General features: G+C 54.3%; 13 protein-coding genes. 11 read left to right on the forward strand and 2 right to left on the reverse strand.

Annotated elements, in window-relative coordinates:
- The first annotated feature begins 490 nt into the window (after nucleotides 1-490).
- From recA to cotE, 7 genes are all read left to right on the forward strand, one after another.
- Nucleotides 491-1,561, forward strand: a complete 1,071-nt coding sequence (gene recA, locus K1I37_RS10420; RefSeq protein WP_021294824.1) for a recombinase RecA — start codon at nucleotides 491-493, stop codon at nucleotides 1,559-1,561.
- Nucleotides 1,539-2,204 carry a regulatory protein RecX gene (locus tag K1I37_RS10425; protein ID WP_021294823.1) on the forward strand — a complete coding sequence of 222 codons (666 nt, stop codon included), beginning with the start codon at nucleotides 1,539-1,541 and terminating at the stop codon, nucleotides 2,202-2,204. Before recA ends, K1I37_RS10425 begins: the two co-directional genes overlap by 23 nt.
- A 249-nt stretch (nucleotides 2,205-2,453) precedes the next feature.
- Entirely contained in the window at nucleotides 2,454-4,001 is a 1,548-nt protein-coding gene (gene rny, locus K1I37_RS10430; protein ID WP_021294822.1) for a ribonuclease Y, read from the forward strand.
- Between the two features lie 184 nt (nucleotides 4,002-4,185).
- On the forward strand, nucleotides 4,186-4,968 hold the full coding sequence (locus tag K1I37_RS10435) for a TIGR00282 family metallophosphoesterase (RefSeq protein WP_021294821.1): 783 nt from the start codon (nucleotides 4,186-4,188) through the stop codon (nucleotides 4,966-4,968).
- A 132-nt stretch (nucleotides 4,969-5,100) separates the two neighbouring features.
- On the forward strand, nucleotides 5,101-5,361 hold the full coding sequence (locus tag K1I37_RS10440; RefSeq protein ID WP_021294820.1) for a stage V sporulation protein S: 261 nt from the start codon (nucleotides 5,101-5,103) through the stop codon (nucleotides 5,359-5,361).
- 39 nt (nucleotides 5,362-5,400) lie between these two features.
- A complete protein-coding gene (locus K1I37_RS10445) occupies nucleotides 5,401-6,345 on the forward strand; it encodes a dipeptidase (RefSeq protein WP_021294819.1) in 945 nt (314 codons plus the stop codon).
- Between the two features lie 268 nt (nucleotides 6,346-6,613).
- On the forward strand, nucleotides 6,614-7,093 hold the full coding sequence (gene cotE / locus K1I37_RS10450; RefSeq protein WP_021294818.1) for an outer spore coat protein CotE: 480 nt from the start codon (nucleotides 6,614-6,616) through the stop codon (nucleotides 7,091-7,093).
- On the opposite strand, the gene K1I37_RS10455 is transcribed toward cotE, so the two are convergent.
- Nucleotides 7,090-8,493 (reverse strand): recombinase family protein, encoded by a 1,404-nt coding sequence (locus tag K1I37_RS10455; protein ID WP_021294817.1) that lies wholly within the window; start codon nucleotides 8,491-8,493, stop codon nucleotides 7,090-7,092. The genes cotE and K1I37_RS10455 overlap by 4 nt on opposite strands.
- A gap of 139 nt (nucleotides 8,494-8,632) precedes the next feature.
- Here K1I37_RS10455 and K1I37_RS10460 point away from each other — a divergent pair, with 139 nt between their 5' ends.
- Nucleotides 8,633-8,830, forward strand: a complete 198-nt coding sequence (locus K1I37_RS10460; protein ID WP_021294816.1) for a hypothetical protein — start codon at nucleotides 8,633-8,635, stop codon at nucleotides 8,828-8,830.
- Nucleotides 8,831-9,341: 511 nt separating this feature from the next.
- Nucleotides 9,342-9,650, forward strand: a complete 309-nt coding sequence (locus K1I37_RS10465; RefSeq protein ID WP_021294814.1) for a hypothetical protein — start codon at nucleotides 9,342-9,344, stop codon at nucleotides 9,648-9,650.
- Between the two features lie 105 nt (nucleotides 9,651-9,755).
- Here K1I37_RS10465 and lepB read toward each other — a convergent pair whose 3' ends face one another.
- Nucleotides 9,756-10,307 carry a signal peptidase I gene (gene lepB, locus K1I37_RS10470; RefSeq protein ID WP_021294813.1) on the reverse strand — a complete coding sequence of 184 codons (552 nt, stop codon included), beginning with the start codon at nucleotides 10,305-10,307 and terminating at the stop codon, nucleotides 9,756-9,758.
- 316 nt (nucleotides 10,308-10,623) lie between these two features.
- On the opposite strand from lepB, the gene K1I37_RS10475 reads away from it, so the two are divergent.
- Both K1I37_RS10475 and K1I37_RS10480 read left to right on the forward strand, forming a co-directional pair.
- Nucleotides 10,624-12,000, forward strand: coding sequence for a YheC/YheD family endospore coat-associated protein (locus K1I37_RS10475; RefSeq protein ID WP_021294811.1), 1,377 nt, complete (start codon nucleotides 10,624-10,626; stop codon nucleotides 11,998-12,000).
- 99 nt (nucleotides 12,001-12,099) lie between these two features.
- Complete coding sequence (locus tag K1I37_RS10480; RefSeq protein WP_242215889.1) at nucleotides 12,100-13,479, forward strand: YheC/YheD family endospore coat-associated protein; 1,380 nt, start codon at nucleotides 12,100-12,102, stop codon at nucleotides 13,477-13,479.

Here is a 13,479-nt window from a genome sequence, read left to right on the forward strand (position 1 = left end):
TCGTCCCACAGGTGTCCGCGTACCGCAGTGCACGCCTGCGACGTGGGGGCGGGCATGTCTTGTGGGGGAGACGTGTCTTATTAAGACATATCAACTAAAAATCCGCCGGATAAGGTCAAAAAAATGCTCTATTCGCGGCCCGGACGCGGATTTTTGATGATTTGGCGGGCAATAAGACAAAATTTCTGCCCTAAGTCCGGCAGATCTGCCGAAATCCCGAGAATAGGGTAGATAATCTGCGCTATCCGCCCCGCGCCCCCACGGCTACGCCGCCCCGCACCCGCCGCCCGACCCCCAATACAAATTTGTTCCCCTTACATGCGAACAAATGTTTGCATTTGTTGATAGAGTTGATACAATAGGTTCAAAGGAAGAACGCAAATCAACGCGAATACATGTATGTATCGAGAATCGAGACGTCTGAGTAGACTCGCAACGGGTCCTCGTGTAGGATGGCCGGATTCCTGATAAGAATTGAGGATGGTGTGTCATGGGAGACAAGCGCGCGGCGCTGGATATGGCCTTAAAACAAATCGAGAAACAATTTGGCAAAGGTTCAATCATGAAATTGGGTGAAGCATCGGCCCAAATGAATGTGGAGACTGTTTCTACAGGGTCCATCGCACTGGATATTGCGCTGGGCGTTGGCGGTCTTCCGCGTGGACGAATCATTGAAATCTATGGCCCTGAGTCCTCTGGTAAGACTACTGTCGCGCTGCACACGGTCGCCGAAGTGCAGAAGCTCGGTGGACAAGCCGCCTTTATCGATGCCGAGCATGCACTTGACCCGGTTTACGCTTCAAAGCTCGGTGTGAACATCGACGAGTTGCTCATCTCGCAGCCAGATACCGGGGAGCAGGCCCTGGAGATTGCGGAGGCGTTGGTGCGCAGTGGCGCGGTAGACGTCATCGTCGTCGACTCCGTCGCAGCGTTGGTGCCGAAAAATGAGTTGGAAGGCGATATGGGAGACTCTCACGTCGGACTGCAGGCGCGGTTGATGTCGCAAGCGTTGCGGAAGCTCGCAGGCGCTATCAGTAAGTCGAAGACGATTGCCATCTTCATTAACCAAATCCGTGAAAAAGTCGGTGTGATGTTTGGAAACCCAGAAACGACCACCGGTGGCCGTGCGTTAAAGTTCTATTCGACGGTGCGCTTGGAAGTACGTCGGGCCGAAGCGATTAAGCAAGGGAACGATGTCGTCGGGTCGCGTACGCGCATCAAAGTCGTCAAAAATAAGGTGGCACCGCCATTCCGTCAAGCCGATGTCGATATTATGTTCGGGGAAGGCATTTCCCGCGAGGGCAGCATTATTGATATGGCCACGGAGATTGATATCATTCAAAAGAGTGGCGCTTGGTACTCGTTCAACGAGGAACGTCTGGGGCAAGGGCGTGAAAATGCCAAGCAGTTCTTGAAGGAACACGTCGATATTGCTGACCAGATTGAAGCTGCTGTACGTGAGCACTATCAGGTGTCGACAGCCAAACCAATTGCGGCTGCAGTGGTTGAGGATGAAAATGAAGACGAAGAGGACGTGCTTGAGTTTGGCAGCCTCACCTGATTTTCAGGAGGAGATTGTGGGCCGCGAGGTGGTCCCGGGGAACCCGAACGTCGTTCGGGTTCTTTTTCGTGATCGCGATGCACTTGTTCTACCCATTGCCGATTGGGTTGATTTCGGCCTGAAAATTGGGCTCAAGGTCCCACAAGATGTGATCCGTCAATTAGCTCGCCGAGCGAACATGGTCGATGCTTTACAGCTTGCTCGCGCGTACCTGACTGGACGCGTCAAGACGTCGGCGCAGGTCACAACGTACCTGCAGCGCAAGGGTGTAGATTCGGACGCTATATCGGATGCCATTCGCCATCTCGAGCAGATAGGTGCGCTGGACGATGCGGCGTATGCAGCGCAATTTGTCGAGGTATATGGAAAGCGAACGGGTCGGCAGCAATTGTATCAAAAATTGTTACAGCGGGGCATTCCGCGGGATATTGCAAAGGATGCGGTTGCATCACACTTAGCGCATGATGTGGAGATGACTGCGGCAATCGAGTGGGCGAATAAGTACATCCGCCGTCATGGGGTGCCAGAGGACGCGCGAACGCGAATGAAAATGATGCAACACTTGGCGAGAAAAGGGTGTCCCAGCGAAATTGTGCGCCGCGCCGTGGAGATGGTGCTGCGCGATGTCGAGGGCGAGGAATAGTTTCAGTCTAGCTCATAGCGAATTTCTCCCGTATCTGATGGGTGGATCGTGCCCATCTGCGCGAATCCGTGACGTTCGGTAATGATTGGGATGAATTCAAGGATTGGGAATAAAATGGTGGTTTCTTGACACTTATTTGGACAAACACGTAAAATATATGGTGCGTATCATTTACGGCCTCTAGCTCGAATCCGTCATACATTGACGCGAACGGTTGGTTATCCAACTGGAGCAGGGAGGCATTGTCTTGTGACAGTTCCCATTTGGTTGTGTATTGTCATAGCAGTTGTTGGTTTGCTGATAGGCTTAGGCATTGGTTACGTCGCTCGGCGGATGATGGCCGAGTCTAAGATTGGCACGGCCGAAGTTCGTGCCTTGCAAATTATAGAGAACGCTCAACGCGATGTTGATGCGAGACGTAAGGAAGCCATTCTTGAAGCAAAAGAGGAAACACATCGTATTCGTCAGGAAGCGGAGAAGGAACTCCGCGAGCGCCGCAACGAGCTTCAACGTCTGGAGCGGCGTGTATTGCAGAAGGAAGAATCCTTAGATCGAAAGCTTGAAACGCAAGAACAGAAAGCTGAAGAACTGCGCAAACAGGAAGCACAACTCGAGTCTTTGAGAGATGAAATCGAATCGCTGCGGATGGAGCAGGTTCGTGAGCTCGAACGCGTGTCTGGTTTGACGCGTGAGAGTGCGCGAGAACTGATTCTCAATCAGGTTGAACGTGAAACACGTCACGACGCAGCGGTGATGGTGAAGCAAATCGAACAGGATGCGAAGCGGGATGCAGAGCGTCGGGCCCGGGATATCATCGCAAGTGCGGTGCAGCGTTGTGCGGCTGACCATGCGTCGGAAATCACCGTCTCGGTCGTGAATTTGCCGAATGACGAGATGAAAGGTCGCATTATTGGTCGCGAGGGTCGCAATATCCGTACCCTGGAAACGTTGACAGGGATTGACCTGATTATCGACGATACGCCGGAAGCGGTCATTCTCTCTGGTTTTGACCCGATTCGACGCGAAATTGCACGTGTTGCCTTGGAGCGGCTCGTGGCAGACGGGCGAATTCACCCGGCTCGCATTGAGGAAATGGTTGAGAAGGCGCGCCGTGACATCGATGACTTGATTCGCGAAGAAGGAGAGCAGGCGACATTCGACAGCAATGTCCATGGCCTGCATCCAGATCTTGTGAAACTGCTGGGTCGTCTGAAGTTCCGGACGAGCTACGGTCAGAATGTGCTGAAGCACTCTGTGGAAGTCGCACATCTGGCTGGCATGATGGCTGCTGAACTGGGTCTTGATGTCGCGTTGGCTCGACGTGGTGGGTTGCTGCATGATGTAGGTAAGGCTATCACGCACGAGGTTGAAGGGTCCCATGTAGAAATCGGTGTGGACCTGGCGCGTCGATATAAGGAACACCCCATTGTCATCAATGCCATTGCGGCACACCATGGTGACGTGGAGTTTTCCTCGCCTGTGTCTGTCATTGTGGCGGCGGCCGACGCGATTTCTGCTGCACGACCTGGCGCGCGTCGGGAGACGTTGGAGATTTACATGAAGCGTCTCGAAAAACTCGAATCTATTGCCGAATCGTTTTCCGGCGTGGAGAAGAGTTACGCCATTCAAGCAGGGCGCGAGATTCGCATCATTGTCAAACCTGAGTTAATTGACGATGCGGAATCTGCGTTGGTGGCAAAGGAGATATCTAAGAAGATTGAAAACGAACTGGATTACCCAGGTCAGATTAAAGTGACTGTAATTCGAGAAACTAGAGCCGTTGAATACGCAAAATAGAGTAGCCGTTTGGCTACTCTATTTTTCAGTGTATGCAGCGAATGATCGTCGTTTGGAGGAGCGTTCACGTAGGGATCCCATATCCTTCAAGCATCGCGGTTCGGAATTGCAGGCGGCTTTGTCCATCCAGTGTCAATCGTGATTTCGTGTAAGATTTGGATAGTAGGCAGAAGGGACATGACAGGTGAAAATTTTATTTATCGGAGACATCGTGGGGGAGCCCGGGCGTCGATATGTAGGCGAAATTCTCGATCAGATGCTGCCGGAGATGCAGCCAGACTTGGTGGTCGCTAATGCGGAAAATGCGACGCGCGGAAGAGGGCTGTCGCGGCGGTCGGCCGAGGAACTGTATGACGCTGGGGTAGAAATCCTGACGATGGGGAATCACACGTGGGATCAGCGGCAAATTTTCGAATTTATTGACGATGATATGCGGATTGTGCGACCTGCCAATTATCCGCAGGGGACACCTGGACGCGGATTTACGGTGGTGCGTGTGGGGAAACAGGAGGTTCTCATCATTAATGTGATGGGGCGCACGTTTCTCAGTACGCTGGACTGCCCATTTGAGGCTGTGGAAAAGATTCTTGCGGACCATCCGCAGATTCGTCACGTACTCGTTGATATGCATGCGGAAGTCACCTCGGAGAAGCTTGGTATGGGGTGGGCATTTGCTGGAAAAGTGTCGGCTGTACTGGGGACGCATACGCACGTGCCGACTGCGGATGCCAGGATTCTGCCTGGGGGTACGGCGTACATATCGGATGTTGGAATGGTCGGACCGCACGACGGAATTCTCGGGATGAAACGAGAGCAGGTCATCCGGCGCATGCGGACGCAATTGCCGACGAAGTTTGAGGTGGCTGATGGGCCGCGTCAGTTCTGCGCTGTCATGCTGGAACTGGATGACGAGAGTGGCAAAGCGGTGCGAATTGAGCAGGTCCACTATGAGGAACCATCTACGTAAGTGGCCTGCGAAGTGGCGGTGAAATGGTGGATTTTCCTGTCGTTCTTGTCCCATCGGTAGCATAAACAGGACATTTCTGCAATATCGATATATTGTCCTACTGCCGAAGGGGATAGAGGAGGTCATTTCATCGTGGATGTATTAAAGGTCTCGGCTAAGTCAAATCCGAATTCAGTTGCGGGGGCTTTGGCAGGGGTATTACGCGAACAAGGAAGCGCTGAGATACAAGCGATTGGTGCAGGTGCACTGAATCAGGCTGTAAAGGCGGTCGCCATTGCCAGAGGGTTTGTGGCGCCAAGCGGCGTCGATTTGATTTGTATTCCGGCATTTACCGATATTCAAATCGATGGTGAAGACAGAACCGCCATTCGACTTCTTGTGGAGCCCAGATAACTCAGCTGATGTGCTTTCGGAATAAGGGGAGATTAGACGTTGCAGTCATGGCTCGTTGCGGATGCGCATGTGGATGTACTCATGAAATTATTAGATGAAAAAATTCGGTTCGTGGAACATGGACCGGAGCTGGAAGCCAGCCTGCCTTCCTTGGCGGCGGGTCATGTGGCGACGCAGGTCTTCGCGCTTTTCGTCATGCCACAGGCGGACGCCGGGACGCAGTTGCACGATGTGTTGCACGAGATTGATGCGTTTTATCAGCAGGTCGCTTGTGTCCCCACTGTTCGCATGGTGAAATCGCGGAGTGATTTGCGGGCGGTGAGATCGCAAGGGCAGATGGCGGCGATTTTGTCTCTCGAAGGGGGCGGTTGCCTGCGGGGGCGCGTCGAGGTGTTGCGGATGCTCAACGAGCTCGGCGTGCGTGGCATGGGACTCACGTGGAACGATGCCAACGAGTTGGCGGACGGCTGCGGCGAATTGCGCGGCGGGGGGCTGACGCGGGCTGGCAGGGCGGTTGTGCGGGAGTTGCAGCGGTTGTCCATGTGGATCGATCTCGCCCATCTCCACGACACCGGCGTCCGGGACATTCTGCGGATCACCGATGGCCCTGTCATGGCATCGCACGCCAACGCGCGCGCCGTGCATGAGCATCGCCGCAATCTGACCGATGATGTGATTCGGGAAATCATTCGCCGGGACGGCTGGATGGGACTCACCTTTGAAGCGAGCTTCCTCTCCGATGGCCAGGCGACCGTCGAGGATGTGTTTCGCCATCTCGATCACGTCCTAACCCTCGGCGGCGAACACCACGTCGGCTTTGGCTCGGATTTCGATGGCACGTCGCATCCCGTGCCAGGCTTGGCGCGCAGCGGCGACTACGCGAATCTCGCGGATCAGCTTGCCAATCGATACGGCGAAGCGTTGGCGAAACGGCTGTTGTTCGACAATTTCGAGGACTTTTTGATGCGTCAATTGCCCGCGTAAAAAGGGAACTGGAATCAAACCGGGAGAGCGCCTCTAGAAGGCGCTCTTTTTTGTGTTCAAGCCCATCTTGACAAGACACTTGGTTCTACATGCGCACCCATGTAGACATCCGCATACGATGTCGTGTGGTTGCGGTTGGGCGTCTGACTCGTAGGGAGACACAGTGGCACGGCACTCACCACTTTCTCTCGCTCCGCATACCGATACAGTATCAAACTCGGGCGAATGACCAAACGTTCACCCGGGCTAAATCAGAGGAGGTTGCCGCATGGTGCTTTCAAACAAAGACCTCAACTACCGTGAGATCATGGCCAACGCGGTCTGCGGCCGGGGTAGTAAATATGCACAGACGACATACACGATCCGCCCCACGTATCGGCCTAGTACAATCGGTGGTTGCTGGGTAATGAATCACATCTACGAAGCGGAACTCGTCGGAGATTACGTCGAGGTTCACGGTCGCTTTGATGTGAATGTATGGTACTCACACAACAACAACTCCGAGACGGCTGTCGCCAAGGAGACCGTCACCTATGTCGAGCAGATTGCACTGCGAGATCTCGACACCGAGTGCATCCGCGATTCCCGCGAAGTCCACGTGAGTGTCATTCAGAGCCCGAACTGCCTCGACGCCACCCTGGCTGGGAACGGTTCGGAAGTGCTCGTACGCGTGGAGAAAGAATTGGGCGCGGAAATCATTGGGCAAACAAATCTTTGTCACATAAAAGTACATCTTGATACGCATTAAAAAACATCTTGGAATGTAATTTGAACGTCGTTGCCCAAGACCTCGATTCGGCCGATGAGCTGTTGAAGCAACTCCCTTTGCTGAGCGGTGGTAAACGATTGCCACCCTGCTCGAACATCGCTGGCGCGTGCGCGGATGAGGCGCGTGCGCCGTTCGATAGATGCAGGATCAGACGCAGCATCGATGGATGTATGGCGCGTGTCGGTGATTGCCAGCAGGTCGGCCTCCAGTCGGTCTAACCTTGCGCGGAGTTCATCGAGGGTGACGCCGCCCAGTTCATACGCGTCCAGCAGGCGCCGCTTGCGCGCTAATAAGGATTCGTGAACTTTTGCCGCATCGCGCGGTTGTCCGCGTTGCGCGTCAAGGTCAATCGTCAATTCCGAGATGGCGTCTTGGATGTGCTCCTGCAGGGCGTCCACCACGGCTGTCTCCAGAAGATCCGCCCGTACCATCCGCGCATCACATTGTTTCAACCGCGCCTTGTTGCAGCGATAGTAGCGGTACTTGCGGTTGTACTGCCCCGTCATCGACGCCCCACATTTGGCGCACCAGAGCAGGCCGCCAAACGGGAATTTCCCGGTTCCTGCGCGGGGGGAGCGTCGTTTGCGCCGGGATCGCGCATGTTGGGCGGCTTGCCAGGTGGCGAGATCGACAATAGGCTCATGGCTTCCGTCGGTCAGAATGGTCTCCTGCGCCGACTTGGCGCTGCGGTATCCCCAGCGGATTTTGCCGATATAAACCGGGTTTTCGAGCAGATATGAGACCGTGTGGTTATCCCATATCCCGCCTCGTGCGTCAGTGGTTCGCAACCAGCGCGTGATGCGGTCAATGCCATCTCCGTTGACATACCTGTGAAAGATTTCGCGGACGATTTGCGCCTCTTTTGGATTGACAGCGAGTGTCTCGCCATTTTTCGTGTACCCGAAAGGTGCGGCCGCCGCGACACGTTTGCCTTCGAGCGCCTTTTGCGCCATTCCAATGGCGACGCGCTCACCGATGGTTTCTCGTTCCCACTGGGCCATGGCGGCGACAATCGTGATGAAGAGGCGACCAATCGCCGTGGTCGTGTCAAAAATCTCGGTAGCGGATTTGAAGCCCACTTGGTACTTGTCGAACAGTTGCAGGAGTTGGTAGAGATCGGATACCGACCTTGTCAGCCGATCCAGTTTATATACGAGCACGATGTCGATATTTCCGGCGGCGATATCCCGAAGCAACTGTTGTAGCTTTGGTCGGTGCGTATCTTTGGCGGAAATGCCCTCGTCTGCGTAAATGTCGACAACTTGCCAATCTTGACTTTCACAATACGCTTTGAGTTTTTGCGTTTGCGCCGCGAGCGAGAACCCCTCTAAAGCCTGTTCCTGGGTCGACACGCGGATATAGATGGCCGTCCGCTTCATGTCAGACTCCTTTCGTCAACAGCGCTGCTACTCCATTTTACGTCCCCACCGCGAAGATATCCCATCTGTTGTGCGGCGGTCGGGGGATTAGCAAGCAGACAACCCGTCTTGGCATAGGGGTTAAACAGGGGGTGTCTGGATGTCGAATCACACGCGGCGCTTTCACGTACGCTTTGTGGGGGAATGGACGAGGGCACACACGAAAGCCTATCAGGAATTTGTTCTGCGTGCGTTCGACAGCGAGGCAAATGAACCACGGATTGAACTACCGACGCAACAAGCAAATGGGCAATGCGACTCGCAAAGTCTTTCGCAGGATGAACAGGACAGGGGATAGTGTAGAGCCGGACTGACTGTGCGCAGCGCTTCGGGGCAATTATCATGCAGAAGTGTTGTCTGTCAAGCGGAATATTATAGGAATGTGTGAAATATATATGAGAACAGGAGACGCTTGGCCCCCGCATTGAGAGGGGAGACCAACATTGAAAGACTTCATGTCCGCCCTGAAAATTTTGCTTTTGGTGCTTCAAGTCGCTTCAGGCATATTGCAACTGGTGCGTCAGTGGAAGCGCAAAAAATCGCCAAGATCTCGCGTGTAAGGTGGAGCTTACACGAATCTTGATGTAGCGAATTCCAGGGGGCCAGCGCCCTCCCGCACTCGTTTTGCGAGCGCTGGTCACAGGAATCTTCCATCGCTCGTAACACTTTGATTGTATGCAGTAAGAGGGCGTTATAGCACTAGGAAGCTGTCATCGTTTGTTCACAGGCGCTGATACCGTGTAGGCGTATGATAATCAGTAGATAGTTAGTCTACTGAACCTATCGAAGCCGAAAGGTGGGGGGACACGATGAAGATATACATTGTGACCTATGAATTGTCTTCAGATAAATCACGCGCGCGTGAGGCGCGTATCGAAGAAGCGATAAAGTACCAAGGGGAAGCCCTCGAAATCCAGCGGGGCGTTTGGATTTTGAAGTCGGTGTACGCGCATTCTGCCATCCGCGACATGATTCAGGCTGAACTGGACGAGCAGGACAAGTTGTTTGTCGGCACGCTCAGCGGCTATTCTGCCCTTGGCAACACGTTTTCACAGGAAGCCGCGGCGCTCATCGCTTCGGTCTGGCATCGCAAATCCGTGGACAAGCATTCCGCATAACGAACGTATTGGACTTGTCCTTTCTAAATACCTCCGCACATCGTCAGATGGCGGGGGTATTTAGATCTGCGTTGCGCACCGCAACATCCGTGTAGTCGTGCATGTTCACGACCGCGTGGGTGTCGCGCTCACGCTTTGCGAGATAAGCCCTATGCTGCGCCAGGGGTACAAAATCACTTGTGCTTCTCCGACAATCTCGGAGCGGGCCACATATTTATTCGTCCATAGGCGGCTGTCGTCCGAATTGGTCCGATTGTCGCCCAGCATAAAATAATGCCCCTCTGGTACGTGGAAGGTGCCTACCGCGTAGCCGTTGGTTTTGGCGATGTCTGGATTTGACTCGATGAGTTTCTTACCGTTGATGTACACCGCATCTTGCGTCACCGTGACGGTGTCGCCAGGCAGGCCAATCACCCGTTTGACCAAGAGTTCTGACGGTTTGTCCGGCCAGTGGAAAATCACGACCTCTCCGCGGTGAATCGTACCGAATTCCGTTGCCAATTTATTTTCGAGCAAGAAAGCTTGATTGGAATAGCTGGTGGCTGGAATGGTCGGGTACATAGACGCCGATGGAACGTGCGCGGGGCTCACAATAAAGGTTCGAATGGTAAACGCGATGGCGACGCCGATGACAATGGGGAGAACCCATCCTTTCACCCATCCTTGTTTATCTCGTTGCTTGATCTTCAGGCATCTCCTCTCCGCTTGATGGCGGTATTTGCACGGTTGATTCGTTCCTTCCTCACAAGTTCAACAAAACTTGTTGAAGCCCTGCTTGTACCCGTTGGTTGTTTTTTCGTGTGACAAACGAAACTCTGTGTGCTAACAGCCGAGTTGGTTGAAAAGAAAGACGAAGACGATTACTTCGAGGAAGAAAGTGTCCTGGAAGAAGTTGAAATCGAAGACTGAAGTCAACGGTACAAAAATGGGTAGGGGGGAATACCCCTGCCCATTTTTCAGGGAGGTCATCAACATGCGGATGTCTGTCGAAATCAGCTCGAGTTTGCGGGGGAATCACGTTCGGTTGAGCGGTGCCGATGGCACCAAACTGCCAAACCGACTCCTTTTCGGCGGGCGGGCGACAACGGTTCAATGCACGCGCAATCAAGGACAAACCAAGCACGCGACCCTATACGTGTCGCAAGCGTTGGCACAGGCCCTGTTTGGTCTCGGCCAAAACCGCGTGCTGCACGTGCGCGTAGGCGACGCTTTGTGGAGATTGGGGCCCGTATTGGGGTTGTACGTAGATTTGATTGCGTCGAAGGATAGACCGTTTGGCGAACAGACACGCATGTTTGAAGAACTTTGTACATACGGGCAGCAACTAGGCGTATTTGTGGTCGTGCAGACACCTGGCGACGTGACCGCAAAGTCGGCCAAGGTGTTTGATCCTGTGGCCAAAACGTGGCGTGTGGTGCGCGGCATTGTCCCTGATCTGGTCATTCGACGCGCAGGCACCTTTAAGAAGCCGCGGGCAAAGGTGGCCAAGCGTGAACTGCAGCAATTGCTCATGCGTAAACGCCTCTACACATTGCCAAGCCAGTGCAGCAACAAGTGGACACTTTACCAGGTTCTGCGCTCGACACCAGAGCTCAACCGCCATTTGCCGGGGACCACGATGTGCACCAGCGGTGCGCAATTGTATCGAGAGGTGATGGCGCGCAATGACGTGTATGTGAAGCCGCCCGGTGGATCGCAAGGGGTATCGATTTATCGTCTGCAGCGAAAAGGAGCTTTGATTGAAGCGACGTTTGAGCGACGCGTAGTGCCGCGCAATACAGAGCGTCTGACGAAGGTGTTTGAACCGCGCACGACGATTGAACACAGCGTCATCCGATCGGTCGACGAATGTGTGTCGTTTTGGAAACAGACGCGTTTGACGCGCGCCGTCGTCCAGGACACGGTGGAACTGCCGAAGCTGGACGGACAGCCGTACGACTTTCGTTGGCTCGTGCAATCGAGCGATGAACCAACGGTGGTCGCGCGGGTGGCGCGGGTTGGCCAGAAAGGCGCGGTGACCACCAATATTCACACGGGCGGCGACGCGCGCAAGGCTGAAGATCTCGTCCGCCGGATCGTCGGGCGTGACACAGTTAAGGAGACCATCGCGAAAATGGACAAACTGGCGTCGCAGGTCGTGCGCACGCTCGCCACTCGCTATGGCCCGTTTGCAGAACTCGGAATTGACTTTGCGTTGACGCCCAAGGGGGACATCTACATTTTCGAGGTCAATCCCACACCTGGGCGCCGTATGCTGCGCATGTTGTCACAGGACACCCGCCGTCTATCACTCGAGTACTTGCTTGAATATGCTATCAGAGCAACCGGCTATGGTGGAGCAATACATTAGTCAACGGCGACCCAGGTGGTCAGTGCGAGCGCGGTGCAGTGCCGTTCATCATTCGTCACTGACCAGGCGTTAGGGTTGCATAGGAGGGGGCCGTCAGTCATGGAACTGGAGCAGAGACAGTTACGCGTCAGCACGTTTAAAAGCGCAAAACCTCTTCTGCGTCTGAGCCCCTCGACCGGCTATCTGGCAGCAGCACCGTTTCGTTCCATTGAGTGTGTCCATGGCGGACGGCGGGTGACACTCGAGGCCGTGATTGACGAAGCGTTACCGCGCAACGCCTTGTCTATGAGTAGTAAGGCGGCGGAGCAATTGCGCCTGACAGAGTATACATGGCAAATGCCGGCGGGGGTGACACAGGGGCGCATTCAATTCGGCCCTTTGATTGGCATTCTCTCCAATCCGAGGTGGGACAAAGAAGCTCGTACACTTCGTAAGAGCAGTCAGACGGAGGTTTTACAACGCCTGGTGGAGGCTGGGCGAGAACATGGTGCCGTCTGCTTTGTATTCGGTATCCATTCAGTCAATTTGAAAGCCGGCACGATTACCGGCTACGTCTTGAATGATGGTGTGTGGCACAGGCGCCAGTTGCCGTTGCCCGACGTGATTTACGACCAGCTGCACTCGCGAAAATTGGAACAAGATGCGAAGGAACTCCGAGAGGCCCTGTCCAAGCGCTACGGCAGTCGGATCTTCAACGACGGCTTTTTCGATAAATGGCAGGTGTACGAATGGTTGCGGGAGGATAGACAAGTCCGGCAGCACCTTCCGCAGACGCGCCAGCATACCAGTATGTCGTCTGCCGAGGCGTTTTTGTCTTCCCATTCGGTGACGTTTTTGAAACCCCTGCACGGGAGCCTGGGGCTCGGAATTGCCCGGTTCGTTCGGCAGCGGGATGGGTCTTATACGTACGAGGTCAAGCGCAAAACGTCGGCGATTGTCCGAGGTAAGGCCGCTTCTGCAAAAAAAGTCCTCAGCGTATTTCGCACAAGGTTGAAACATCGACCGTATATCTGGCAAGAGGGGCTGCCACTCGCGACATATCACCATCGTCCCGTCGATTTTCGCATTCTGATGCAGCGGGATGAGACAGGGGAGTGGAAGCGCACGAAAATGTTTGCGCGGGTCGCGAGAATCGGTGATTTCACGTCAAATCTCAGCGGCGGCGGAGACGCGATGCCGGTCGATCAAGCACTTGCCGAATGCCTTCCAAAAGTCGAGCAGCGGAACCGGGCGAAAGCGCAAATCCGGCGGCTTTCCCGCCAGGTTGTCGATGCCCTCGAACAGGGTTCTGGTCGCACATTTGGGGAACTAGGCATTGACTTAGGTTTAGATACGTCTGGAAAAGTGTGGATTATTGAGGTGAATTCCAAACCTAGAAAGACGCCAACGACGGAAAAGGGACGTCAAGACCTGGTAGACCTTTCATTCGAACGGCCGATGAGGTATGCCATCTATTTGGCGACAAAGGCGGCGAAATAG

The organism is Alicyclobacillus acidoterrestris (genome assembly GCF_022674245.1).
GTDB classification, from domain to species: domain Bacteria; phylum Bacillota; class Bacilli; order Alicyclobacillales; family Alicyclobacillaceae; genus Alicyclobacillus; species Alicyclobacillus acidoterrestris.

Bases quoted from the DNA above. Each gene is read 5' to 3' on its own strand.
- recA (WP_021294824.1), top strand. From the start codon at position 491: ATGGGAGACAAGCGCGCGGCGCTGGATATGGCCTTAAAACAAATCGAG.
- cotE (WP_021294818.1), top strand. From the start codon at position 6,614: ATGGTGCTTTCAAACAAAGACCTCAACTACCGTGAGATCATGGCCAAC.
- K1I37_RS10455 (WP_021294817.1), bottom strand. From the start codon at position 8,493: ATGAAGCGGACGGCCATCTATATCCGCGTGTCGACCCAGGAACAGGCT.
- K1I37_RS10460 (WP_021294816.1), top strand. From the start codon at position 8,633: ATGTCGAATCACACGCGGCGCTTTCACGTACGCTTTGTGGGGGAATGG.
- K1I37_RS10465 (WP_021294814.1), top strand. From the start codon at position 9,342: ATGAAGATATACATTGTGACCTATGAATTGTCTTCAGATAAATCACGC.
- K1I37_RS10475 (WP_021294811.1), top strand. From the start codon at position 10,624: ATGCGGATGTCTGTCGAAATCAGCTCGAGTTTGCGGGGGAATCACGTT.
- K1I37_RS10480 (WP_242215889.1), top strand. From the start codon at position 12,100: ATGGAACTGGAGCAGAGACAGTTACGCGTCAGCACGTTTAAAAGCGCA.